The organism is Herbaspirillum sp. Her4, assembly GCF_057961335.1.
The window spans coordinates 622,487-647,487 of sequence record NZ_CM176330.1; the positions used below are offsets into that span (position 1 = coordinate 622,487).

Below are 25,001 nucleotides of genomic sequence, written 5' to 3' on the forward strand. Positions count from 1 at the left end.
GGAAACTCCGGTCGGGGTTGAACAAAAGCAGGAGCAGCGCGGCACCTGTGGTGCAACTCTCTCCCGGGCTTTTGTCCCGCCGTGTAACCTCGACCGAGGTCGCCGGCTCTCGGACCAGTCATCTGCCTGCGGCAGACCGGAACCCTAGCCAGCTATTTGAACGTCTTGTGCAGCCGTCGGATGATCAATTCATCGTCAGATCATCGGTGCGGGCTGCCCTGCATGTCATTGGATTTCAGCAAGTTCCATACCATCAGCGCGCGCGGCGCAGCCAGCGCAGCGCATGCGTGAGCACCTCGATCAACAGCAGCGAAGTGCGCATGCGGCCACACAGCGGCAGGGCCTGTGCGGCCTCGCTGGAAAAGGCGAAGGGAAAAACGGTAGTGTCGTGAGATCGGGTCATGGGCATGGTCTGCTCCTGCGAACATGGCCTGGCCGTCCAGGGATGGTTGCCGATGCCACGCATGATGCATGCGCTTCATTTGCTTCGGCCCAAGTCGTCTTGGCTCGCCCACGGCGAGAATGACAATCTTGCATGCAAGATCCAGACCAGCCCTGCGCGCCCTTGCGCACCCGGCGCAAACCCGCACCTGCACTGGCGCGCAGCCAATCGCTTGAAGCATCGCGGATCGCCGGAGCGCAAGCATGGTGCAAACCGGCACCGATTTGGCGCGTACACGATGCGCCAGCATCGCTCACGTGTGACGCAGCGAATGGCGCGTTGAACCGTTCGCTATTAATAGCGAAAACCGGCATCCCGCATCATCGACATCGCCTCCGGGCATTGGCATGAACCTTGCTGAAAAGCGAGCGGGAGCCGGCGAGTCCGGTCTTGAGTCAGCACAATTTGCAATGGACAGCTAGGGTTCCGGTTCGCTGGTGCGGATGTCTGGTCCGAGAGCAGTCGACCTCGCAAGGGGTTACACGGCGGGAGAAAAGCCCGGGAGATGACGCGTTCGCAACGACCGCGCCGCTCCCGGGCTTTTTTCCAATAAACCCTTCGAGGACCCTACGCCGTGTACAACATTTCCCGAATCCTTGGTGGCGCTGCCATCGCCCTGGCCGCCTTCACGGGCGCGCTTTCATCGGCCCACGCCGCCCCCCGCACCGACTTCAAGGTCTGTACTTCCATCTATGCCGGCTGGATGCCCTGGGGCGAAGCCCAGGCGCAAGGCATCCTGGCCAAGTGGGGCAAGAAGTACGGCATCACCATCAGCGCCGTGCAGTTGAACGACTACGTGGAGTCGATCAATCAGTACACCGCCGGCAAGTTCGACGGCTGCACCATGACCAACATGGATGCGCTCACCATTCCCGCCGCGGGCGGCGTGGACTCCACGGCCCTGATCGTGGGCGACTATTCCAACGGCAACGATGGCATCGTCCTCAAGGGGAAGAACAAGAAGCTGGCCGACATCAAGGGCCAGTCGGTGCAGCTGGTGGAATTCTCGGTCTCGCACTACCTGCTGGCGCGCGCGCTGGAAACGGCCGGCCTGCGCGAGCGTGACGTCAAGGTGGTCAACACCAGCGATGCCGACATCACTGCCGCCTTCGCCACCCCGGCCGTCACCAGCACGGTGACCTGGAACCCGATGCTGTCCTCGATTGCGGCCTCGCCCGATGTGTCGCTGGTCTACACCTCCAAGCAGCTGCCCGGCGAAATCATGGACCTGATGGTGGTCAACACAAAAACCCTGCAGGAGAACCCCGCCTTCGGCAAGGCCCTCACCGGTGCCTGGTACGAGATGATGGCCATCATGACCGCCAAGGATGAGCGCGCCACCCGCGCGCTGACCGCCATGGGCAAGGCTTCCGGCACCGACCTGGCGGGCTTCCAGTCGCAGCTGGCAGCCACCGCCATGTTCTACCAACCCAAGGCGGCGCTGGAATTCGCCACCAAGAAGGAGCTGCCGGCCATCATGGGCCGCATCGCCAAGTTCAGCTTTGACCACGGCATCCTCGGTCCCAACGTCAAGAGCGCCGATGGCATCGGCGTCGCCTTCGACGGCAACGTGGTGATCGGCGACAAGAAGAACGTCAAGCTGCGCTTCGACCCGGCCTACATGAAGATGGCGGCCGACGGAAAACTTTAAGTTTTTTGCGCGCACGCACGCGCAACGTCACCACCACAACAGCATCACCCACTGTCTTGCGCGGGTCCGGCAACGGACCCGCCGGGGCCTGCTCGTCCCTTGCTTTCACCCTGATCCACGCTGCTTCCAGACCAAACCACGGAGAGAACCTTGACTACCTACGCCACTTCCCTGTCGCGCCTTTGCAGCCTCGGCACCTGCGCCGCTGCCCTCACCACCCTGCTGGCCTGCGCTCCGGCGCTGGCCGATGATGCCGCGCCGGCTGCGGCCCCGGCCGGTCCGTGGACCATCACCAAACACATCGACCTGGCCTCGCGCTATGTACTGCGCGGTGTCACCACCACCTACGGCAACGGCCAGCCACTGGGCAATCCCGGAGCCGACGCGCCCGAATCGGACCAGGCCGCGCTGCAATGGGGCATCGACTTCGTCCACAGCAGCGGCTGGAGCTTCGGCTACTGGGCCTCGACCATCAATTATTCGTACAAGCAGCTGGGCAATTCCTACGGTGATCGCAGCATCACCGAATTCCAGAAACCGCGTTCGGTGGAAAACGATTTCTACTTCGCCTACGCCGGCAACATCAGCGGCGACCTCGGCTATACCCTGGGCATGACCGGCTACTACTACGCCAACGGCAGCCATGCCAATGCGCTGGAAACCAAGGCCGGCCTGACCTGGGGCGCGCTGTCCTTCAATGCGCAGACGCTGCTCAACGACGTGGTCTGGGGCAACAAGGGCGATACCTACTGGACCCTGGTCTACACCAAGCCGCTGCCCTACGACATCACCTTCACCGGCACGCTGGGCGCCTACACCTACAGCCGCGAGGGCAAGTATCTCGGCACCCGCGACACCGCCACCGGTGCCTCCTGCGGGGCAGGCCAGGCCTTCGTGGTCAATGGCTGCTTCGCCGGCAACGGCCCCAGCAGCGGCGGCCTGCGCCACCTGACGCTGGGCCTGTCGGCGCCCTTCCCCGACTCTTCCATCACCTGGTCGCTGCAGGCCATCCTCGGCGGCTACAACCGCTTTGACGTCAAGCAGGGCAACCAGCTGGTGGGCATGCTGAGCTGGGGCTTCTGAACCGGGGAGCAATCACAGTCCAGGCAGCGCGGTGACCGTCCGTATCTGGCAGCTTTGATGCGGCGCTCCCCCTGCCTGGACGGCAGGGGCGACATAATACGGTTTCCATCCGTATCCGGCAGCGCTTGCCCGCCTATTGCAATGAGCCAACTCTTTCACCGCTATGAACCGCGCCATGGCCACGGCCTGGCGCACGATCCCATCCCGTCCATCCTGGGTCCGCGCCCGATCGGCTGGATCTCCACCCGCAATGCCAAGGGCCGTCCCAACCTGGCGCCCTACAGCTTCTTCAACATCTTCAACTACCGGCCACCCATCGTCGCCTTCGCCAGCGTCGGCAAGAAGGACAGCGTGCGCAATGCCGAGGCCACCGGCGAATTCGTCTACAACCTGGCCACGCGGGCGCTGGCCGAGCAGGTCAACCAGAGCAGCCTGGAACAAAGCGAGGTCAATGAATTCGAGCTGGCCGGACTGACGCCGGTAGCGGGGTTGGTGGTGGCCGCACCGCGCGTGGGCGAAAGCCCGGTGGCGATGGAATGCAAGGTGACGCAGATCCAGCCGCTGACCACGCTGGAGGGCCGCACGCTGGACACCTGGATGGTCTACGGAGAAGTGGTGGCGGTGCACATCGACCAGTCGCTGCTGGTCGAGGGCGTCTACGATACGGCAGCGGCGCAGCACATCCTGCGCGGCGGCGGACCGGCGGATTACTTCGAGGTGCTGCCGCAGGGCCGGTTCCAGATGCGGCGGCCCAAGTAAGCGCTGCGCGCCGGGTCAGCGCTGCGGACGATAGCGCGTGATGATTTCCTGCAGGAGTTCCTTGAGCATCTCCACCTTCTGCGGATTCATCGAGGCCAGTACCTCGCGCTCGTGCTGCTCGGCCAGTTCGATCAGGCCCGAGACCAGCCGGCGGCCATTGCGCGTGACCCGTACCAGCGTGAAGCGACGATCATCCTGGCTGGTGGTGCGCTCGACATGGCCCTGCGCTTCCAGCCGCAACAGCAGCCGCGTGACCGTGGGCTGCTTGCTTACCGCCGCATCGGCCAGGGCCGAGATGCTCATGCCGCCGTTGCTGGCCAGAATCGACAGCACGCGCCATTCCAGCACCGACAGGCCGTGTGCTTCCACCACCGCATGAAACTGGGTCGACAACAGCTGCCAGGCTTGCCCCAGCAGAGCCGGCAGGTAGTTGTCGACGAATGCCTTTGACTTTGCCATTCCCCTCGCTGCCTCTTCTTCTGAAAGCAGCAAGGATACCCCGTCCCCGGTCGCAATGGGGAGACCCATGGCCTCCGCGGACGGGGCTTTCTTGACCCCGCTCAATAGCGCCCCGACAGCAGCGCGCCAAAACCCGGCACGGCGGTACTCAACTCCAGCCTCTTGAGCATCATGTAAGTGGTGGCCACCGAGGAAGACAGCACCGGCAGGCCGACGCGATCCTCAATGGCCTGCACCGAGGCCAGCGAAGGCATCTGCACGCAGGCCGAGGCCACCACGGCATCCACGCCCCGGGTGTCGAGACGCTTGGTGATCTCGATGGGTGCGCGCGGATCCTGGCGGCCTACTTCCAGATTGTCCGGAATTTCCAGCGAGATGCTGTCGACCACTTCGATGCCTTCGTTCTCGATGTAATCGATCACCAGTTGCGTGAGCGGCTTCATGTAGGGCGTGAGGATGGACACCTTCTTGGCCCCGATGGCATGCAGGCCGTCGACCAGCGCGCCGGCACTGGTCACCACGGGAGCCGGGCCGCCATTGTCCACGGTGCGCTGGTGCAGGCGCTGCTCGGAGACACGGTGATAGCCGCGCCCCATGCTCATGATGGCCACCAGGCAGGCATAGCCGAGCACATCCACCCGCGCATCCGACAATTCCAGCGCGCAGCGGTCGCTGTCGCCATCCATGGCGGCCAGCTCTTCCTTGGTGACGTGCTTCATGCGCATGCGGCTGGAGTGGAAAGTGAAACGCTCCGGCAGAATCAGTTCACGCGCACGCAGGATGGCCGGGATCTCGGTCTCCATGGTGGTATTGGACGAGGGCACGATCTGCCCGATGCGATAGCTGCGGGCACTGTCGGCGGCTTGGCTGACTTTCGTGGTCATGGGCGATCCTTTTGAATTTCCGCCACAGCCTCGACCGGCACTTCATCCATGACAGCGTCGCCATCGGAGAAATGCGCAGCCTGCAAGGGCTGGCGATTGACGTTGAGATTGAAGACATCGAAGCGGTTGTAGTGGCCGGTGATGTCATGCATCTGGCGCGGCTGGATGCAGCGCGACAGATCGATGTCGGCATAGACGATGCCTTCCTCATCGATCAGCGGGCTGCCGATCACCCGCCCATCCGGACCCAGCACGCCGGAGAAGGCGCTGTTGCGGCGTGACAGCAGCGCGCGGGCCTGCGGATGGCTGGCTTCCATGGCCTGGATGATCTCTTCCGAGACGGTCGAGCAGGACACGATGGTGAACACCTTGCCCTCGAAACAGTGGGCCGCTGCACGCACCTTGATGGCCTCGGCCATGTCGTAGTCGGCCGGGGCGACCGGCAGCGCAATGTAGCTGGCCACGTGCACCAGCTCGCCCTGCGCCAGCAGCGAGAAGCGCGCCAGCGTATTGGTGTTTTCCCCACAGGCCAGCGCACCGAGCGGACCGATGCTGGTCTGGTGCACGCGCAGGCCCGACGCATCGCCCGGGGCCCAGGTCAGCTTCTCGGCCCAGGTTGGGACCAGCTTGCGATGGCGGCCGATGATGCGGCCATCATCGGCGATGGTGACCACGGTGTTGTAGATGGTGCCGATGCCGTGGCGGTTGCGTTCGTTCACGCCCACCACCACGTTGATCTGGTGGCGCGCGGCCGCCTGCGCGATCTTGCTGATCTCGGGACCGGGGATCTCGATGGCCGAACGCACCAGGCGTTCGAACCAGCTGCTGCCCTCGATCGGGTTCATGATCCAGCTCCAGTAGGGATAGCCGGCCACGAACACTTCCGGGAAAGCCACCAGCTTTGCACCATGGCCGGCGGCTTCGGCGATCAGCGCCACCACCTTGTCCACCGTAGCATCGGTATCGAGGAAGACCGGGGCCGCCTGGACCGCTGCGGCCTTGAAACGTTGAAGTTCGAGCATGTCAGTTCCTTGGTGAGAGAACGGCGGCCCGCACGGCAGACCGCACTTGAATCAAGAGGCTCAGGCCTTGCCCGGCGGCAGCTCGCCCACGGCGACGATGGGGTTGCGCAGGCTGCCGATCTTCTCGACGGTGGCCACCACCACGTCACCCGGCCACATCCATTCCTGCGGCGAACGGCCGGCACCGACACCGGCGGGGGTGCCGGTGGCGATGATGTCGCCTGGTTCCAGGGTGATGCCGGCGCTGATGTCGGCGATCAGGGTATCGACCTTGAAGAGCATGTGGCGGGTGTTGGAGCTTTGTTTGGTCACGCCGTTGACGGTCAGGCTCAGGTCCAGGTTGTGCGGGTCGGGAATCTCGTCGGCGGTGACGATCATGGGGCCGAAGGGTGCGTAGGTGTCCTGGCCCTTGGAATAGATCCACTGGCCTGCGCGGCGGTTGTCGCGGGCGCTGATGTCGTTCATGACGCTGTAGCCGAAAACGTAGTCCAGCGCATCGTTCTTGCTCACGCCCTTGGCCTGCTTGCCGATGATGACGGCCAGTTCCACTTCCCAGTCCATCTGGCGGGTGATGGCCTGGTTGTGCTCGATGGCGTCACCCTGGCCGATCACGGTGGTGGGCGGCTTGGAGAAGATCACCGGCTGCTTGGGCAGCTCCTTGGAGGTATCCAGGGTACGGCTGGATTCTTCCACGTGCTCCACGTAGTTCAGGCCGATGCCGAAGATGTTCTTGCGCGGACGCGGAATCGGTGCCAGCAGGCGGACATTGACCAGCGGACGGGCCACGCCCACCGGCCACTGGCCGCGATGGCGCTCCAGCAGCGCGGTGGTGCTGGTGATGGCACACGGGCCGAGGTCGATGAAGTCCAGCATGTTGTCGGGCAGCGCCTCGCCGGCGTACAGGCCCAGCTGTTGCAGGTCGACGACCAGGTCATCGACGATGGCGCCCAGGCGGGCGGCGGCGCTCACATTGGCGCGGTAGGTAACCAGTTTCATGGCATCTCACTCCTGTTGGATGTTGGTAGGGCGTTCAGAAAATCCCTGCAGCCTCACGCGGCTGCAGGGGTAATGACGGGTTGGTGGCCGTGGTGCTCGGCATAGGCTTCTTCGCGATACAGGCCCAGCTTCTCCATGACCGGCAAATCGCTGAAGCAGAACAGGCAGGCATCCTCGCTGGCGCTGCCATTGACGTGCTCATGCCAGGCCCAGGACGGAACGCAGAAGATGTCGCGCTCCTTCCAGTCGAAGCGCTGGCCATCGATGATGGAATGGCCATGGCCCTTGGCCACCTGGTAGATGAAGCTGCCGGTATGGCGATGCGCGCGGCCCGCGAAACCCGGACGCAGCAACTGCATGCTGGCACCGATGGTGGCCATCACGTGGCCGCCGCTGACCGGGTTGGTGTAATGCATCAGCAGGCCATCAAAGGGGCTGCCCTCGGTGGCGCGGGCATAGCGTTGCAGGGCTTCATAGGTCGGTCCCCACTGGTACTTGAAGAGCGGCGAGTAGGGCCTGTTCCAGCCCACATCCTGCGGACGCAGGCCCGGTGCGCCCCACAGCGCCACCGCATCGTCAACCGGATGGGCCACGGCCTGGTGCAGGTCGGGATGCACGGCGTAGAAGCCGGCCTCCAGCGCATTGACCAGCGGAATGTCCAGGCCGTCCTGCCAGATGCAGGGCAGGCCATCGGCTTCCACGCCGTGTTCGTGCCAGGTGCCATTGGGGGTGAGCACGAAGTCATTGGCTTCCAGCGTCATCTTGTGGCCGTCGACGATGGTGTAGGCACCGCGTCCTTCCATGATGAAGCGCAGGGCCGAGGAGGAATGCGCGTGCGCACTGGCGACCTCGCCAGGATGCATCACCTGCAGGCCGGAATAGAGCCAGCCGACGGCCGCCGAGACCTCGCGGCGGCCCGGATTGTCGAGATAGATCACGCGCCGGCCCGCCTTCTCCGGCGAGACCAGCGCCACCGAACGCAGCACGTGTTCGCGCAGCTCGGCATAGCGCCACAGCACCGGCACCGATTGCGATTTCGGCTGCCAGGGCTCGATCTTGTTGGCCACCGTCCAGAGTGCGCCGGTCTTCAACTGTTCCAGCTGGCGGTAGTAGGCCAGCAGTTCCGGCGTGTCCGAGACATCGGCACGGCCGGCCACGCTTTCGCGGTACTGATCGTAGGTGTCATTGCTCACGATGCTTCCCTTTCATTGACGGATGGACGGCTCAACGGCGGGTGCCGGACAGGCTGCGTTCCAGCTGGTCGCGGCCCCACTGGTAGGCGGGCGGCCAGCTCACCTCGCGCCAGCCCTGGCGGGCGCTCTCGTGCAGCAGCCAGGCCGGGTCGGCCAGCAGCGGCCGCGACAGCGCGCACAGGTCGGCGCGGCCGGAGGCGATGATGCCGTTGACCTGGTCGGCCTCGGTAATGGCCCCCACGGCGATGGTCGGCACCCCGGCCTCATTGCGGATGCGGTCGGCAAACGGTGCCTGGAACATGCGGCCATAGACCGGCTTCTGCGCCGGCGTCACTTCGCCGGAAGAGACGTCGATCACGTCGGCCCCGTGCGCATGCAGCTGGCGGGCGATTTCCACCGCCTCATCCACGGTCGTGCCGCCCTCGGCCCAGTCGGTGGCCGAGATGCGGACCGACAGCGGCAGGTGCGCGGGCCAGGCGGCACGCACCGCCTTGACCACCTCCAGCACGTAGCGCAGGCGGTTTTCCAGCGTGCCGCCATACTGATCCTGACGCTGGTTGGTCAGTGGCGAGAGGAAGCTGGAGAGCAGGCAGCCATGCCCGGCCTGCAATTCCAGCCAGTCGAAACCGGCCTCGACGGCACGTCGCGTGGCGGCCACGAAGTCCTCGCGGATGCGCGCCAGTTCCTCGTGGCTGGCCTCGGCCGGGACCTGCGAAACACCTTCCAGATAGGGCAGCGCACTGGCCGAAACCAGCGGCCAGTTGCCCGCCGCCAGCGGACGATCCGGCTGCTCCCAGCCGAGCTGGGTGGAGCCACGCCGGCCCGCGTGATTGAGTTGCAGGCCGATGCGTGCCTGGCTGTTGGCGTGGACCATGTTGACCACGCGCTTCCAGCCCTGCTTCTGTTCCTCGTTCCACAGGCCGGGGCAGCCCGGCGTGATGCGGCCTTCGGGACTGACGGCGGTGGCCTCGGTGAGCAGCAGGCCGATGCCGCCCAGCGCACGCGCACCCAGATGCACCAGATGGAAGTCGCCCGCTACGCCCTCGCGTGCCGCATACAGCAAGGTCGGCGAGGCGACCACGCGATTGTTCAGCGTCAGCTCGCGCACCTTGAAGGGCGTCAGCAGCGGCGGCGTGGGGCGCGCGCCATCGGCGGGCAGCCCGGCCCGCTTGGCCAGCCAGCGTTCGTAGCCTTCCAGCCATTGCGGATCACGCAGGCGCAGGTTCTCGTGCGAGATGCGCTGCGAGCGGGTCAGCAGGGAATAGGCAAACTGTTCCGGTTCCAGGTCTTCATAGCGGGCGATGTTCTCAAACCATTCGGTGGAGTTGCGCGCCGCATTCTGGATCTTCAGGACTTCCACCCCGCGTACCGCTTCATATCGCTGCAAACCGGCGCGCAGACTGCCTTCCTGTTTGAGCATGCGCGACAGTTCGATGGCGTCCTCCAGCGCCAGCTTGGTGCCGGAGCCGATGGAGAAGTGCGCCGTGTGGGCCGCATCGCCCATGAGCACCACCGGCACCTCGGCACCGGCCTCGCCATGCGGACGGGTCCACTGCACCCACTTGTCGCAGATCACGCGCGGGAAGCGGATCCAGATGGCCGAGCCGCGCAGGTGGGTGGCATTGGAGATGAGCTTCTCGCCATCGAGCCACGGGGCGAACAGTTTTTCGCAGAAGGCCACACCGTCTTCCTGCGACATCTTGTCGATGCCGGCCGCCTGCCAGGCGGCATCGGTGGTCTCGACGATGAAGGTGGACAGGCCATTCTCGAAACGATAGGCATGCGCCTGGAACCAGCCGTATTCGGTCGGCACGAAGATGAAGGTGAAGGCATCGAAGACTTTGCGCGTGCCCAGCCAGACGAAGCGGCAATTGCGCTGGTCGATGTCGGGCCGGAAGGTATCGGCATAGCGGGTGCGCACGGCGCTGTTGATGCCGTCGCTGGCGATGAGCAGGTCGGCCTGGTACTGGCGCGCGATCTCCTGGTCATCCTGCACCTGGGTTTCAAAGACCAGTTCCACACCGAGTTCTTCGCAGCGCGCCTGCAGGATGTTGAGCAGGCGCTTGCGGCCGATACCGATGAAACCGTGGCCGCCGCTGCTGATGACGCTGCCCTTGAAATGCACGTCGATGTCATCCCAGCGGCTGAACTCGCCGGTGATGGTGGCGGCCGATACCGGATCGGCCTCGCGCAGGTTGTCCAGCGTGGCATCCGAGAACACCACGCCCCAGCCGAAGGTGTCATAGGGACGATTGCGCTCGACCACCACTACGCGGTGAGACGGGTCCTGCAGTTTCATCAGCAGACCGAAATACAAGCCGGCGGGACCGCCGCCGATACAGACGATGTTCATGTCGCACTCCTTTGTTGTTGGTGAGCCCCCGTCTCCAGGGCGTTGCGCAGCAGGGCGGGCACATCGATGGAGCGATGCGTCTCCAGCGAGGTACACACCAGCACCTGCCGCACCTTCATGCGCAGCTCTCCGCCTGCAGCGATGCAGGACAGATTGAGCGTGAGCGACTTGCCGCCCAGGCGCTCCACCTCCAGCACCAGCGTGACCTCATCGCCCATGCGCGAGACCGCCTCGAACTGCGCATGCAGTTCCACCGTCGGCAGGCCGTAGCGCAACTGGCCGATGTAGCCGGCAAAGCCGACCCCGGGCAGCAGGTGGTCGATCCAGGCTTCGAGCAGATCGTTGAACAGCACGAAGTACTGCGGATAGAAGACGATGCCGGCCGGATCACATTCGGAAAAGCGGATGCGGTGGGCACGTTCGAATCGCGGAAATGTCATGCCGTCCTCCTCATTGCAGTGCGTGCTGTTGCAGGCTGGCACGCAGCTTGTGGCCGTGCTCGTCGGCCAGCGCCGCATCGCGCAGTTCACGCAGGACGGCGGGGGCCAATGCACGGGCATGGCGGTCCACCACCTGCATCAGGGTCTCGTAGTTGCGCAGGCCGCGCACATGGGTATCGCTGTAGCCCTTGACCAGCCGCTGGCATTGCGCCACCTCCAAGGCCAGCGCCGGATTGACCGCCGCCAGTGCGGTCACGCGCTGCCACCAGCGTTCGATGCGCTCGGTCTCCTGGGCATAACGCAAGGTGACGCGGCGGAAACGACGCCAGCGCGACAGCCCGTACAGCAGCAGGAAGCCGGGCAGCGAACTGGTCTTGATGACGCGGCCTTCCTGCGTATAGCGGCGTACCAGGCGACGCGCCCAGTGCGGTCGCGCCAGCCAGCGGCCCAGGCCGGCCGGCAGGGTTTCGCAGATTTCTTCCAGGCGCGGGTGCATGAATTCGTTGATATCGACCAGCTGTTCCTCCTTGGCGCGCACGTCGCTGCGCACCCGGTTGAAGCGGCTGCTGCGGGTCTTGATATCGGCCACGCGGATGGTGTCTTCATACGACATCCACAGAGCCAGGTAGCGCGCCGATTCGGCCAGCAGTTCCGTGTCCTGGCCGCCGGGGGCCGTGGCCAGGGCAGCGAGCCGCTGCAGGTAGAGCGCGGCGTAGTCGGGGTCCTGATAGTCGATCAGGCGACGCACGCCCTCCACCGCGATGGCGGCCACCGGATCGGGATAGGCCTGGGCCTGCTGCACCAGGCGCACGACCTGCTGGTCGGCGATAGCGGCCAGTTGCACCGGCTTGAACTGCGCTGCCTCGGCCGTTGCGCCAGGTACAGCCGCCTCGGCCTGCCGCGCCTGGTCGTGGCCGACGGCGAAGGCTTTCAGGCTGGGCTTGACGCCGACCCCGCCACGCTCGATGGTGGCTTCGAACTGGGCCCGGCTGAACGGCAGTATACCGGTGCCGCACAGGCTGCCGAAGAGCACGGCGCTGATGACGCTGCCCACCCGCTCGGCGGACTCGGCCATGTCGAAGCTGACGAAACGCTTGGCAGCCTTGCGGGCATGTTCGATCAACGCGTCGCTGTCGACCCGGCCATCGCCCATGGCGGTGCGTTCACCGATGGAATACACGCGATGGGTGGAACTGAGCAAGGTAGTACGGTCCGGCGTGACCAGGCCGCGTTGCACGGCGCGGCCCGCTTCCATCAGCTCGGAGGCGAGCACCACGTCCACGTCGCCCGGCATGGGCATCAATGCCAGCACCGGCGTGCGTGCGCCAGGCTGGCCGGCGCCGGGGAACAGTTCCACGTAGTAGATGGTGGCACCGGTGCGCTGGGCCACGCCGGGCACGGAGGTGGTCTGGGCAAAATAGCCGTTGGATTCGCCCAGGTCGACGATCCAGTCGGCCAGCACGCCACCGCCCTCGCCGCCCATGGCGAGGATGGCGATCTTGATCGGTTTAGGGGACATGGTGCAGCTCCATCTTCAAGGTCAGGTTCTTGTTCATTGCAGTCATGGCGCGTCCCGGCTCAGAAGGCGTAACGCGCACGGCGCCTGGCGTCGCGTGCCTGCAGCCAGCCGATCACCACGGTGCGCACGCGCTGGCGCAGCTTGTCCATGCGGCTGGGGTTGGTGATGATCTCGGCGCGGAAGAACGAGGGGCACAGCACCGCCGCATGCGAGACCTCGCCGCACAGGCCGCAACCCACGCAGCTGTCCACTACGGTGGCGACCGGATCACGCCGCAGCGGATCGGGGTTGCTCTTGATGGAGAGCGACGGGCAGCCCGACAGGCGGATGCAGGAGTGGTCCCCGGTGCAGGTCTCGGGATCGACGCCGAAGCGCTCGCGCACCACGCGCTGGCCGGCAGCGACGGCCTTGCGCACCTTGGGTTTTTCGCGGCGCTGCAGGTTGAGCATGCATTCGCTCTGCGCCACCAGGACCTTGGGGCCTTTCTCGGTGGTGGTCAGGGCTTCGCGCAGGGTGCTGGTCATGCGCTTCAAGTCATAGGTGCGCTTGATGGTGCGCACCCATTTCACACCCACGCCCTTGACCGCCGTCTCGATCTCATGACCGGTGCTGCGGGTGGCGTTGACGGCGCGCGAGGACGGGATGTCCTGGCCGCCGGTGGCCGAGGTGTAGTTGTTGTCGATGATGATGGTGAGGTTGTCGCTCTGGTTGAAGACCGCATTGGCCACGCCGCTGGTCAAACCGTTGTGCCAGAAGCCGCCATCGCCCATCACCGAGATGGCGCGCTTGCCGGCCGGCGCATTGAGCGCCGCCGCCCCGGCCCCGCCCAGGCCATAGCCCATGGTGGTGTTGCCCAGGTTGAAGGGCGGCAGGATGGAAAACAGGTGGCAGCCGATGTCGGCGCTGATGTGGTGCTCGCCCAGCTCACGTTCCACCAGCTTCATGGCGGTGAAGATGGGCCGCTCCGGACAGCCGGTGCAGAAGCCCGGCGGCCGTGCATGCACCGACTGGTCCAGCGTGGGCAGTTTCGCTTCCTTGATGGTGACCTCGGCGCTCCTGGCCGGGGCATTGCCGTTGGCGATGGGGATCACGCGCGGCGTGCTGGCTGCCGGTGCGGGATCGGGTTGCGCCTCGATGATCTGGTAGCGCTCCAGGAACTTGCGCACCCCGGCCAGTACGGTGGCGGTGTTGTATTCACCGGCCATCGGCAACAGGTCCTTGCCATGCAGCTGCGTGGGCAGGCCGAGCTGGCGCAGGATGTTGGCCACGTTCTGCTCGACGAAGTTGGGCTGGCCTTCTTCCAGCACCAGGATGGCGCGCTTGCCCTGGCAGAAGCGCTCAAACTCGGCATCCACCAGCGGATAAGCGACGTTCATCACGTACAGAGGAATCTTCGACTCGCCGAATACATCGGACAGGCCCAGTTGTTCCAGCGCACGGATCAGCGTGTTGTAGGTACCGCCCTGCAGGGCGATGCCGACATCGGCTGCGTCTTCGGCAAAGAACTCATTGAGCTGGCGGGCGCGGATGAATTCGATGGCGGCGGGCCAGCGCTGCTCGACCTTTTCCTTTTCATGCAGGAAGCTGGCGGGCGGCAGCACGATGCGGCTGAGATCGCGCGCCGGATTTTCCAGCGCATCCTTGACGGTGAAAGACGGACGGCGATTGGCCGAACTGACGAACTGCCCGTGCACGTGGCAGGAGCGGATGCGCATCTGCAACATCACCGGCGTGCTGCTGGCTTCGGACAGGTCGAAGCCATCCTTGACCGCCTGTACGATGCAGGGCAGGTTGGGACGCGGATCGAGCAGCCACATCTGCGACTTCATGGCGAAGGCATGGCTGCGTTCCTGCATGATGGAGGAGCCCTCGCCATAGTCTTCCCCGACGATGATGAGCGCACCGCCCAGCACCCCGCCCGAGGCCAGGTTGGCCAGCGCGTCGGAAGCGACGTTGGTGCCGACGGTGGCCTTGAAGGTCACCGCGCCGCGCAGCGGATAGTTCACCGAGGCTGCCAGGGTGGCGGCAGCGGTCGCTTCGCTGGCGCTGTTCTCGAAGCGGATGCCGTGTTCCGACAGGATGTCCTGGGCATCGGCCAGCACGTCCATCAGGTGCGAGATCGGTGCGCCCTGGTAACCGGCCACATAGGCCACGCCCGACTCCAGCAAGGCCTTGGTGACGGCCAGGATGCCCTCGCCGCTGAATACTTCCCCTGCGCCCAGGCGCAGTTTCTTGACTTCTTCTACGAATGATCGCTCGGCCATCGTGGTCCCCGTGTGCAATGAATTTCCTTGTGTTGCACTTTCGTTCCCGGGGAGGCTGGCGTCAATACATGATTAATCATGCATTAGGACTTTTGGCAGAGGCTGGATAAGGCGCGCATTCCGGGGATAGAAACAGGATTGGACCAAGGATGGAAACGGGCGGCAAGACAACTTTTCCGCCGATGGCCGGGGGCGCCAGAAAGCCTTAAACCGTGGGGAAAATCACCAATAATAATGATTTACGGATTTTTCGTTACTCGCCGACAACATCCGCTGCACGCCATCGATGACGCCATGTTGCAGCGCATATTGCCACCACGGGCCCGGCAATGAGATAAAGACGTCACAAGAACTAAAACATGATTTTTCATACATCTTGGCACGAAACTTGTTAGGCAAAGGAAGTCATTTCCGCCCTCTTGTTTCCGCCCTGATGATGACAAGAGACACCACCGCCGGACTAGCCTGCAGAGGTAGCAGCCATGATGAACGTACTCCACTCCGATCCCTCCACCGGGCGCATGCCCATGCCGGCGTCGGTCGAACGCCTGCTCAATGGTTCCAACAAGCTCCTGTTCGCCTCGTCCGACCTGGACGAAGTGCGCTCCATGGTCGGCCGCGTGATGAAACCGCACCGGCTGGACCTCACCGGCCAGGGCGAGCGCCTGGATGCGCGCATGCATTACACCTCGCTGGGCGACCTGTCGGTGAGCCGCCTGCGCTATGGCTCGGCGGTACAGATCGAGCCGGGCTCGCTGGACAGCTTCTTTCTGGTGCAGATGCCTCTTTATGGGATGGCGCGTATCGAAAGCGGTGCACAGCACATCGATTCCTCGGCCGAGCTGGCCTCGGTGCTGAGCCCGCAGGAAGCCACCCGCATGACCTGGATGGCCGGTACCGATCAGCTGATGCTGCGCCTGTCGCGCTCGCTGGTGGAACGCACCCTGGTCGGTTATCTCGGCCATCCGCTCAACGAGCCGCTGCGTTTCGAGCTGGGCTTTCGCTGGCGCAAGTGTGCGCCGTGGCAATGCATGCTGTCCTACCTGATCGACTGCACCCTGCAGCATCCCGACCTGGCCATGCACAAGATCGTGGTGTCGCAGATCGAACAGCTGGCGGCCTCCATCCTGGTCACTTCGCATCGTCACAACCATTGCGAGGACGCCCCGGCACGCCGCAGTACCATCCTGCCGCGCCATGTGCGGCGCGCCCAGGATTTCCTGGAAGCCCATGCACACGAGCCGGTCACGGCCGAGCAACTGGCCCAGGCCGCCGGCGTGAGCGTGCGCAGCCTCTATGCGGGCTTCAAGGATTTCCTCGGCGTGAGCCCGATGCAATACCTGCGCGACCTGCGCATGGAACGCGCCCGCGCCGAACTCATGAGCGGCGACAGCAACCACGTGGCCGGCGTGGCGCTGCGCTGGGGCTTCGCCCACATGGGCCGCTTCAGCAACGAATACAAGCAACGCTACGGCGAATCGCCCAGCAAGACCTTGCGGGCGCGCTGACCCCTGGCGATTGACGAAAAAAATGCGCCGGGATCACCCGGCGCACAAACCCTCCAGACCAGAGAGTAGAGAAAGACCGCGTCAGCGCGGGGCCAGCCGCTGCGCCACCATGTAGCCGGAACCCGCGCCCAGTCCCGGTCCGGGATGGGTGCTGGCACCGATGTGGAAGACATTGGCCACGGTAGTCTGCTGTCCGCGCGCCCCGTGGCTGCCGGCAAACGGACGCAGCCAGAAGAACTGGTCGGGCGAACATACGCCCGAATACGGATCGCCGCCCACCAGGTTGCAGTTCAACGCCTCCAGATCGGCCGGCGAATAAGCGCGGCGGCCCACGACCCGTTGGCCCAACCCCGGCATGACCTGCTCCAGCTGCGCCTGCACCCGGTCTGCGAAGGCCTCGCGCACCTCGGCGGTCCAGCGGCCATCTGCCGCAACGGCGATCTCGCCGGCGCTGTCGCCCTTGAGGCGGGACGGCAATTCCTGCATCTGTATCCACAGGATCCAGCCCCCCGCCGGTGCGCGCGAGGGATCGGCGGCCACCGGCTGGCCGATGGCCAAGGTAGGACGCGCCGGCAGCCAGCCATTGTTGGCCCCGGTCACGTTGGCGCACACCTGCTCCATGCTCTCCGTGAGGTGCACCAGCGGCACCTGCAACAGCTCCGGGGTAGTCCAGGCCGGTGGGGCATTCAGGGCGAAGTGGATCTGCATGCCGCCACGGCCGAACTGGTAGCTCCCGGCCCGCTCCCGCACCGCCTGCGGTGCCTGCGCCAGCAGACGGCCATAAAGCTGCGGCGGCGTGACGTTGCAGACCACCGCCTGTCCAGCCTGCAACTGCGTACCGTCGCCCAGCTCGACGCCGGTGGCGCGCTGCTTGCGGCCTTCGCCGCGCGTCATGATGCGGGCCACGTCCGCGTGCGTGCGCACCTCGCCGCCGTGCCGCATGATCAGATGCGACAGGGCCGCCACCAGTTGCCCGCCCCCGCCCTTGACCACCGGCATGCCACCGCTGACCACGGCAGCGAAGGTCAGCTTGCCGATCAGGGCCGAGGTGGCATCGTCCGGACCGAGACCGGAATGCAGCACCCAAGGGGCGATCAGGGCGCGCGCCAGATCCGACTTGAGCGTGCGCTGCGCCCAGCGGCGGAAGCTTTCCATGGCATCCGCGCCAAAACCGAGCAGGCCATCCAGTCCGCGCGCCCGCCATTCGGAAAACAGCAGCCGCAGCAGCTTCCAGCCATACGGATCGCTGCCCAGCAGACCGAAGGTCAGCGCCGCATCCTGTCCGAACAGGCGCTGCGCCATGGCCAGCAAGGCCGCGCCATCGCCCGGTGCCAGCGCGTCGATGCGGGCAGCGGCATCGGCCAGGTCCTGACGCAGGGCCAGGCCGCGGCCATCGGGCGTGACCAGTCCGGTGGTGTAGGCCGGCTGCAGGAATTCCAGTCCGGCCGCCTTGAGGTCGTCGGCCAGTTCGGCATAGGCGGGGCTGCCCATGAAGAGCGGATACCAGGACGACAATACCTCGTGGGTATAACCCGGAAACAGCGTCTCGGTGCGGATGCAACCACCGGCGCGGTCATTGCGTTCCAGCACCAGCACGCGCTTGCCGCGCCGCGCCAGCAGCGCGGCGCCGACCAGTGAATTGATGCCGCTGCCGACGAAGATGACATCGGCCGCATCCGGCCCGGCAAAGGAATGTGCGCTGGCCATGTGCTTACTCCACCAGTGCCAGCACGCGCAGCGGACTGCCGGAACCGCCCTCGATCTTGAGCGGTGCGGAGAAGAGCATCGCCCCCTGCGGCGGCAACTGGTCCAGATTGCGCAGGCATTGCAGACCGTAGCGATTGGCACCGTGCATGAGCGTGTGGCAAGGATAGGGAACCGGCCACGCGTAGGACTGGCCGGCATCGGTATTGATGGTTTCCACGCCGAAGCCGTGTACCTTGCGCTGGTGGATCAGCCATTCGACAGCCGCCTGCGTGGGACCGGGCGTATGCGCACCGTCCTCGCGCAGGTTGAGGAAGGCGTCCGCATCATCGACCCGCAGCGACCAGTCGGTACGCAGCAGGACCCAGGCACCGGCCGGGATGGCACCATGCTGCGCTTCCCATTGTTCGAGGAAAGGCACGTCGAGCAGCCAGTCTTCATTGGCGGCCACTTCGGCGCTGGCATCGATCACCACGGCCGGCGCAATGAAATTGCCGGGCGCGATGGTATCGACGCTGTTGCCGGGATGGTCGCGTCCGCTGATCCAGTGCACCGGCGCATCGAAGTGGGTGCCGGTGTGCTCGCCACAGGAGAAGTTGTTCCAGTACCAGGCCGGACCGGATTCATCGTAGTGCGAGATGCGCTCGATCTTGAAGCCCTGCACCTGGCCGAATTGCGGCGGCAGTTGCAGCGCGGGGAAGGACGGAGACAGCGTTTGCGTCAGGTCGACCACGCGCAGGCGGCCATCGGCCAGACCGGCGGCCAGGGCGGGCAGCAGCGCAGTGGAGGTGTAGGGGGATGCCATGGAGGGCTCCTTCAGTGATGCGAACAGGATGAAATCAGGAGGCCATCAGGCCGCCGCCTGCAGGGCGGTGAAGCGCCCGGCATGGAACACCAGCGGTGCGGCGGGCTGGTGGCCGGTGCGCACGATGCGCCCGACCATCAGCAGGTGATCGCCCACGGTACGGCTATGGTCGTTCTCGCACACCAGCACGGTGAGCGCACCGGCGATCACCGGCAGGTCTTCCGGTGCCTGGGCCACGGCCACGCCCTCGAACTTGTCGGCGATGGCCGGGGTGGCGAAGCGGCGCGCCAACTCTTCCTGTCCGTCGGCCAGCACGTTGATGGCGAAGTGCGCACAATCGCGGAAGGCCTCCAGGTTGGGCGAGTGGTTCACCAGGCTCCACAGCACCAGCGGCGGATCCAGCGACAGCGAGGCAAAGGAATTGATGGTCAGCCCGACATCGCGTCCGTCGCGGGTGCGCATGGTGACGATGGCCACCCCGGTCGGATAGGCCCCCATCAGGTTGCGCAGGGTGCGCGGTGCCAGGTCGGTCTGGCCCCACGGGGCCGGTTGCGCCTGCAGATCAGGCGTGGCTTCGGCCAAGGCCAGGGTTGCAATGGACGACATGATGGCTCCTTATGCAGCGACGGCCACGGCCTTGGCTTGATGGCCGGCCACCAGTTCCTCGCAGGCCTGAGCATCGGCCCACCAGGGGAAGTAGCGCGGCGGGTGGTTGAAGCCTTCGGCGATTTCCTTGGCCAGCGAGGGCATCTGTCCGGCTGCACCCAGCAGGCCGAGGATGTGCGGTGGCGGCGGGGTCAGCAGGGAGTTGGTCCACTGCACCACCCACTTGGCGTAATCCCAGAACTGTTCAAAGGTCTGCTCCATCCAGTCACGGGTATAGGGCTGGTCGCCATGGGCCAGGATGGCATCGAGATAGACCTTGGCTGCCTTGGTGGCATTGTTGGCCCCTTGCCCGGTGATCGGGTCATTGGTGGCCACGGCGTCACCCAGGCCAAAGACCAGGCGGCCGGACGGCAGCGTCAGTACCGGCTTGCGCACGGTAGGCGCGAACGAACCGGCAAGGATGCCCTTGTCATCGGTCAGTTCGGCGTGCTCGGCGCGCTCGGCCTCCCAAGGCAGGAACTTGCGCAGGAAGTCCTTGGACGTGGCCAGATGCTCCTGCGCAGTCCGCACCTCGCGCCAGCAATCCAGCGGACCACCGGGGATGCCCTCGAAGACCATGATGTCGCACGGGCCGGACAGGGTCAGGGCCGGGAACACGAAGTACTCGCCGACGCCGGGGATCAGGTTGAAGGCTACGCTGGAATAGTCCGGCTGGCGCTTGAGGCCATGCACATAGGTCAGGGCCAGGGCACGCTGCGGCTTGTCGAAGGGAGACCGGGCGGCATCGCGCTCGAAGAGCTTGACCACTTCTCCCTTGCCGGCCGCCAGGATCACCAGGTCATGCTGTTCGGAAAGCACTTCCAGTTCGGCCACGCCGGCATCCTGGATCAGGACCTTGCCGCCGCGCGACTCCACCTGTTCCAGCCAGGACGACATCTTCAGACGCTGGTCCACCGCCTGTGCCGGACGGTCCAGGCGGGCGCTCCAGTCGATGGCCTTGGCTCCGGCCACTTCCGGATGCGGTACGGCAAAGCTGATGCCCTCCACCGGCGGGCATTGCTTTTCCCAGTCATTGATGCCGAGATCGCGTTCGATCTGCAGCGACGGATCGAACATGCACTGGCTGGACATGACCTTGCCGTTGCGCAGGTCATCGGGTGTGCGATTGGTCACCACGGTGACCTGATAACCCTGCTCCAGCAAACCGAATGCCAGCGGAAGACCGGCCTGACCACCACCTACGATCGCGATGCTACGCATGATGTTTCTCCTCTCGTTGTCAATCGATCCGGATCAGCTGAATGATGCGAACCGATCGTTGAAAATCGTTTAAATGTTATAAATCGTATAAATCATTGATGGCTTCACTGCGCGAGGCGCGGAATGGCCGGCACGGCCTGCTCCGGCCCCATGGCGGAATAGCCGCCATCGACGGCGTAATCGGCCCCGGTGACAAAGGAAGCGTGGCCGGACAGCAGGAAGGCCACCACATCAGCCACTTCTTCCGGGTTGCCCACGCGCTTCAACAGATGGAAATCGGCCGCCACGCGGTCGGTCTTGGCGCGGTCGCCGCCGGTCAGTTCATCCATCACGCGCGACCAGGTCCAGCCGGGCGAGACCGAGTTCACGCGGATGGCGTCACCCGCAAAATCCATGGCCATGTTGCGCGTGACCTGCACCAGCGCTGCCTTGGAGACCGGATAGAGCCAGCGCCCGGTCTGCGCCACCTTGGACGAGATGCTGGTGAAGTTGACGATGGCACCGCCGCCCGCCTTGACCAGATAAGGCCGCACCGCATGGGCGGCCATGACGGCGCTGACCAGATTCACATCCAGGGTCTTGAGCCAGTCCTGGCGTGAGGAAGCGGCACCGTCATCGAGATAGGAGGCGGCCAGGTTGACCAGGAAATCGAGCCGGCCGAAGTGCGCCGCCACTTCTTCCACGGCCTTGGCCACTTGCGCGTCATCGGTGATGTCCACGCGCCAGAAGCGACAGGCGCTGCGGTCTTCACCGGCCACGCGCTGGCCGCCGTCGGCGTCGATGTCGAACAGCGCCACCTTGACGCCATAGCTGCGCAGGCGGCGAACCACGCCTGCACCGATCAGGGTGGCACCGCCGGTGACGACCGCCACTTTGCCTTCGAGATCTTTCATTGCGCTAACCCTCTGTTGTCGGTTGTGGTGATGCAGGGAGAAGAGCATCGCTTGCTCGCTGCGCCTGCAATGCATGATGGATGCAGCAGGCCGCAAAGCCCTATCCGCAGCGCGCACGGGCTATCCATCGTTTGCGGCAATTTGAAAAGCCGGGTCCGGCAGAGGGCCCACGTTGCCGGCCGGCATGGCCGGGTTCGCCGATCGCGCAAGTTCCTGCACTCAGGGGATAGCGATGACCGAATCTGGATCATCGGTTTGCGAGCACTGCCGCGATCATTGATCCGCCTCAATTCATCTACACGCCAGGCCACTCCGCCACCCGCGCCGGTGTTTCACACAGCAGCACGCTGGAGCCGCGGCAAGTGCTGAAGCGAGCGCGTCGTCTGCACCTGACCTGCCACCACCATTTCACACACAGAGGGAAACCATGAAGAACGCACCACGCACACTGCTGGCACGCGCCCTGGGACTGGGCTGCAGCCTGGGCCTGGCCCTGGCCTGTCTGCCGGCCCATGCCATCGACGGCAGCGGCCTGCCGTCCTATCCGGACGGGCTGGAAAACTTCGGTTCGGGAGCACTGCCGCCACCGGGGGTCTACGGCATGGTCTATACCGGCTTTGCACAATACGACCATATCCGCGGCAACAACGGCCAGGACATCGGCCCGCCGGACTTCCGCGTGCAGGTCGGCGTGCTGGCACCGCGCGTGGTGTGGGTCACGCAACAGAGCATCCTCGGCGGCCAGTTGGCCTTCCACGCACTGGCACCGCTGCTGGATGTGGATGTGCGTGCAGGCGGCCGCAATTTCCACAGCCGCGGCCTGGGTGACATCACCGTCGGCCCGGCCCTGGCGTATCACGCCTCGCCGGCCCTGCATTACGCCGTCGGCTTCGACATCACCATGCCCAGCGGCCAGTACAGTGCCGACAATCCCTCCAGCCTGGGCAAGAACATCTGGGTCTACCAGCCGCTGGTGGCCCTGAGCTACATCCAGCGCGAAGGCGTCAATGCCGACGTCAAGCTGATGTATGACTTCAACGGCCGCAACGGTGCCACGCAAACCCGCTCGGGCCAGGCCATCCACGCCGACTACGCGCTGGGCTGGGGCTTCGGCAACGGCCTGGTGGCCGGGGTGGGTGGCTATGCCTACCAGCAGGTGACCAATGACAGCGGCCCCAATGCCGCAGCCGGCAAGTCGCAGGCACTGGCCATCGGCCCCAACCTCAAATACGACAACGGCAAAGGCCTGGTGGTCACTGCCAAGTTCCAGCAGGAATATGACGTCCGCAATCGCCCCGAGGGCAAGCAGTTCTACGTGAAGGCCATCCTGCCGTTCTGACGCGGCTCACGGACTGGCTCTCCCGCCATCGGCCAGGACGGCCGGTGGCGGGCCTCTTCCCTGCCGGCCATCGCCGGCGACCTCATTTGCAGGAGTTCCGCTCATGGACACCCAGCCTGGCACCACGCGTCCTCTGCCCCTGGCATTGCGCATCGGCCTCACCTTCGGCACGCTGGTACTGCTGTGCATCCTGTCCGGCGTGATCGGGCTATGGCAGTTGCAGCTCGTCACCGGCAAGCTCGATGCCGTGGTCAACGACGGCAATCTCAAGCTGGCGCTGGCACAGGACCTGTCGCGGCAGGTCCATATCGGAGTGGAATCCTTCCAGAGCGTCATCATCATCAGCGACAAGGCGGCGGCCGAGGCGGCCATGCAGCGCGGGGGCGCGGCGCATGAGCGTTTCATCAAGCAGCGCAAGGCACTGCTGGCACTGGTGTCCGATGAGCAGATGCGGCAACTGACGCAAACCGTCTTCACCGTGAACGACCAGAAGGCCGAACCAGCCTTTGGATACTTCGTGCAACTAAGTATGGCCGGACAGCGCGAGGAAGCCGGCCGCTGGCTGGCCACGCAACTCAATCCGGCGCTGGCGCAATTGCAGGCGGCGATCCAGGCACTCATCGATGTCCAGACCGAACGCAATCATCAGCTGCAACTGCAGAGCCAGCGGGACAGCCAGCGCGCGCGCTGGCTGATGGGAGCGTGCTTCGTGGCTTGCCTGGTCTTTGCAGGCGGGGCGGGTTACGCGCTCATTGCCGGCATGCGCAAGAGTCTGGGGGGCGAACCGCATGATGCGCTGCATGTCGCGCACGAGATCGCCGGCGGCAACCTGGTGGTGACGGTACCGGTGGCCGGACGCGACCAGGCCAGCATGATGGCGGCCATGCGCGAGATGCGCGACAAGCTCATCGCCGTGGTCGGCCTGGTCAATCACAATGCGCAGGCGGTGGCGTCGGCCAGCCAGCAGATCGCGCAGGGACATCATGATCTCTCCGAGCGCACCGAAATCCAGGCCAGCTCCTTGCAGCAGACCACGGCCTCGATGGGTGAACTGAGCAGCAAGGTGCGCTACACCGCCGACCAGTCGGCGCTGGCCTGTCGCCTGTCCGATGAAGCATCGGCCGCGACCCGCAGCGGGCGCGAAGTGGTGGAGCGCGTCATCGCGCAGATGCAGGAAATCGATACCAGCTCGGGCCGGATTGTGGACATCATTTCGGTCATCGAGGGCCTGGCCTTCCAGACCAACATCCTCGCCCTGAATGCGGCGGTGGAAGCGGCGCGTGCGGGAGAGCAGGGGCGCGGCTTTGCGGTGGTGGCGACCGAAGTGCGCACGCTGGCCCAGCGTTCGGCAGCGGCCTCGCGCGAAATCAAGCAACTGATCCTGGCATCGGTGGACAGCAGCGCCGCTGCCAGCAAGCTGTCGCGCGAGGCCGGGGCGGCCATGCAGCAGGTGGTGGAGAGCATTGAACGCGTCAACAGCGTGATGCGCGATATCTCTTCGGCCAACCAGGAACAGAGCACCGGCATCGGCGAAGTGAACCAGGCGCTGATCCAGCTCGACGACCTCACGCAAAAGAACGCGGCACTGGTGGAAGAAGCGACGGCGGCCTCGATTTTCCTCAATGACAAGGCGGGCGAACTGGCGCGTTCGGTGCGGACTTTCCAGCTGCCCGTGATTGCCTGATGACAAGAGCGCGTCAGACTTTTCCCACATCAAAAGCACAGGATGACTGATCCCCCTGCGGCTTCATCCGGCGCATCATGGCTCAGCTGTGGGCAAGGCGAGGACTTGCTCACGCTCCGGATTTCCCTCAAGGAAAC

At 65.1% G+C, this 25,001-nt stretch carries 21 protein-coding genes and 2 riboswitches; of the genes, 6 read left to right on the forward strand and 15 right to left on the reverse strand.

Features of this window, described 5'->3' with window-relative positions; all coding sequences use genetic code 11:
* Window positions 1-58: 58 nt before the first annotated feature.
* Window positions 59-159: riboswitch (guanidine-I (ykkC/yxkD leader) on the reverse strand.
* 94 nt (window positions 160-253) lie between these two features.
* On the reverse strand, window positions 254-409 hold the full coding sequence (locus ACWFUC_RS02875; protein WP_287019582.1) for a hypothetical protein: 156 nt from the start codon (window positions 407-409) through the stop codon (window positions 254-256).
* 440 nt (window positions 410-849) lie between these two features.
* Window positions 850-949: riboswitch (guanidine-I (ykkC/yxkD leader) on the forward strand.
* 67 nt (window positions 950-1,016) lie between these two features.
* Between ACWFUC_RS02875 and ACWFUC_RS02880 the strand changes: the two genes are divergently transcribed.
* The 3 genes from ACWFUC_RS02880 (at window position 1,017) to ACWFUC_RS02890 (ending at window position 3,935) form a co-directional block, all read left to right on the forward strand.
* Window positions 1,017-2,093, forward strand: a complete 1,077-nt coding sequence (locus tag ACWFUC_RS02880) for a putative urea ABC transporter substrate-binding protein (RefSeq protein WP_034333841.1) — start codon at window positions 1,017-1,019, stop codon at window positions 2,091-2,093.
* Window positions 2,094-2,243: 150 nt separating this feature from the next.
* The gene (locus tag ACWFUC_RS02885; RefSeq protein WP_209583334.1) at window positions 2,244-3,176 is read left to right on the forward strand and encodes a TorF family putative porin; all 933 of its coding nucleotides are present in this window, start codon (window positions 2,244-2,246) and stop codon (window positions 3,174-3,176) included.
* Between the two features lie 141 nt (window positions 3,177-3,317).
* Window positions 3,318-3,935, forward strand: a complete 618-nt coding sequence (locus tag ACWFUC_RS02890; protein ID WP_489624050.1) for a flavin reductase family protein — start codon at window positions 3,318-3,320, stop codon at window positions 3,933-3,935.
* 15 nt (window positions 3,936-3,950) lie between these two features.
* Here ACWFUC_RS02890 and ACWFUC_RS02895 read toward each other — a convergent pair whose 3' ends face one another.
* The 9 genes from ACWFUC_RS02895 to ACWFUC_RS02935 form a co-directional block, all read right to left on the reverse strand.
* The gene (locus ACWFUC_RS02895) at window positions 3,951-4,394 is read right to left on the reverse strand and encodes a MarR family winged helix-turn-helix transcriptional regulator (protein ID WP_034333847.1); all 444 of its coding nucleotides are present in this window, start codon (window positions 4,392-4,394) and stop codon (window positions 3,951-3,953) included.
* 101 nt (window positions 4,395-4,495) lie between these two features.
* Window positions 4,496-5,278, reverse strand: coding sequence for a maleate cis-trans isomerase family protein (locus ACWFUC_RS02900; protein ID WP_051156182.1), 783 nt, complete (start codon window positions 5,276-5,278; stop codon window positions 4,496-4,498).
* Window positions 5,275-6,300: a carbon-nitrogen hydrolase family protein gene (locus tag ACWFUC_RS02905; RefSeq protein WP_209533916.1), complete on the reverse strand. Its 1,026-nt coding sequence runs from the start codon at window positions 6,298-6,300 to the stop codon at window positions 5,275-5,277. The genes ACWFUC_RS02900 and ACWFUC_RS02905 overlap by 4 nt, the downstream gene beginning before the upstream one ends.
* A gap of 60 nt (window positions 6,301-6,360) precedes the next feature.
* A complete protein-coding gene (locus tag ACWFUC_RS02910; protein WP_039783224.1) occupies window positions 6,361-7,296 on the reverse strand; it encodes a fumarylacetoacetate hydrolase family protein in 936 nt (311 codons plus the stop codon).
* A 53-nt stretch (window positions 7,297-7,349) separates the two neighbouring features.
* Complete coding sequence (locus tag ACWFUC_RS02915) at window positions 7,350-8,489, reverse strand: cupin domain-containing protein (RefSeq protein WP_204726887.1); 1,140 nt, start codon at window positions 8,487-8,489, stop codon at window positions 7,350-7,352.
* A 31-nt stretch (window positions 8,490-8,520) separates the two neighbouring features.
* A complete protein-coding gene (locus tag ACWFUC_RS02920) occupies window positions 8,521-10,842 on the reverse strand; it encodes a bifunctional salicylyl-CoA 5-hydroxylase/oxidoreductase (protein ID WP_489624051.1) in 2,322 nt (773 codons plus the stop codon).
* Window positions 10,839-11,282, reverse strand: a complete 444-nt coding sequence (locus ACWFUC_RS02925) for an acyl-CoA thioesterase (RefSeq protein ID WP_039783218.1) — start codon at window positions 11,280-11,282, stop codon at window positions 10,839-10,841. The genes ACWFUC_RS02920 and ACWFUC_RS02925 overlap by 4 nt, the downstream gene beginning before the upstream one ends.
* 10 nt (window positions 11,283-11,292) lie before the next feature.
* Window positions 11,293-12,801: an indolepyruvate oxidoreductase subunit beta family protein gene (locus tag ACWFUC_RS02930; protein WP_489637434.1), complete on the reverse strand. Its 1,509-nt coding sequence runs from the start codon at window positions 12,799-12,801 to the stop codon at window positions 11,293-11,295.
* A gap of 59 nt (window positions 12,802-12,860) precedes the next feature.
* A complete protein-coding gene (locus tag ACWFUC_RS02935; protein ID WP_489624053.1) occupies window positions 12,861-15,065 on the reverse strand; it encodes a thiamine pyrophosphate-dependent enzyme in 2,205 nt (734 codons plus the stop codon).
* Between the two features lie 482 nt (window positions 15,066-15,547).
* Here ACWFUC_RS02935 and ACWFUC_RS02940 point away from each other — a divergent pair, with 482 nt between their 5' ends.
* Window positions 15,548-16,573: an AraC family transcriptional regulator gene (locus ACWFUC_RS02940; protein WP_489624054.1), complete on the forward strand. Its 1,026-nt coding sequence runs from the start codon at window positions 15,548-15,550 to the stop codon at window positions 16,571-16,573.
* Window positions 16,574-16,654: 81 nt separating this feature from the next.
* Here ACWFUC_RS02940 and ACWFUC_RS02945 read toward each other — a convergent pair whose 3' ends face one another.
* The 5 genes from ACWFUC_RS02945 to ACWFUC_RS02965 form a co-directional block, all read right to left on the reverse strand.
* A complete protein-coding gene (locus ACWFUC_RS02945) occupies window positions 16,655-18,280 on the reverse strand; it encodes a phytoene desaturase family protein (protein WP_489624055.1) in 1,626 nt (541 codons plus the stop codon).
* A gap of 4 nt (window positions 18,281-18,284) precedes the next feature.
* Window positions 18,285-19,082 (reverse strand): cyclase family protein, encoded by a 798-nt coding sequence (locus tag ACWFUC_RS02950; RefSeq protein WP_489624056.1) that lies wholly within the window; start codon window positions 19,080-19,082, stop codon window positions 18,285-18,287.
* Between the two features lie 45 nt (window positions 19,083-19,127).
* The gene (locus ACWFUC_RS02955) at window positions 19,128-19,580 is read right to left on the reverse strand and encodes a flavin reductase family protein (RefSeq protein WP_245202271.1); all 453 of its coding nucleotides are present in this window, start codon (window positions 19,578-19,580) and stop codon (window positions 19,128-19,130) included.
* 117 nt (window positions 19,581-19,697) lie between these two features.
* Window positions 19,698-20,948: a styrene monooxygenase/indole monooxygenase family protein gene (locus tag ACWFUC_RS02960; RefSeq protein ID WP_489624057.1), complete on the reverse strand. Its 1,251-nt coding sequence runs from the start codon at window positions 20,946-20,948 to the stop codon at window positions 19,698-19,700.
* A 104-nt stretch (window positions 20,949-21,052) separates the two neighbouring features.
* Window positions 21,053-21,841: an SDR family oxidoreductase gene (locus ACWFUC_RS02965; RefSeq protein ID WP_039783210.1), complete on the reverse strand. Its 789-nt coding sequence runs from the start codon at window positions 21,839-21,841 to the stop codon at window positions 21,053-21,055.
* A 427-nt stretch (window positions 21,842-22,268) separates the two neighbouring features.
* Between ACWFUC_RS02965 and ACWFUC_RS02970 the strand changes: the two genes are divergently transcribed.
* Together ACWFUC_RS02970 and ACWFUC_RS02975 are read left to right on the forward strand one after the other, a co-directional pair.
* Window positions 22,269-23,180: a SphA family protein gene (locus tag ACWFUC_RS02970; protein ID WP_209533924.1), complete on the forward strand. Its 912-nt coding sequence runs from the start codon at window positions 22,269-22,271 to the stop codon at window positions 23,178-23,180.
* A gap of 103 nt (window positions 23,181-23,283) precedes the next feature.
* Window positions 23,284-24,864, forward strand: a complete 1,581-nt coding sequence (locus ACWFUC_RS02975) for a methyl-accepting chemotaxis protein (protein WP_489624058.1) — start codon at window positions 23,284-23,286, stop codon at window positions 24,862-24,864.
* The last annotated feature ends 137 nt before the right edge of the window (window positions 24,865-25,001 follow it).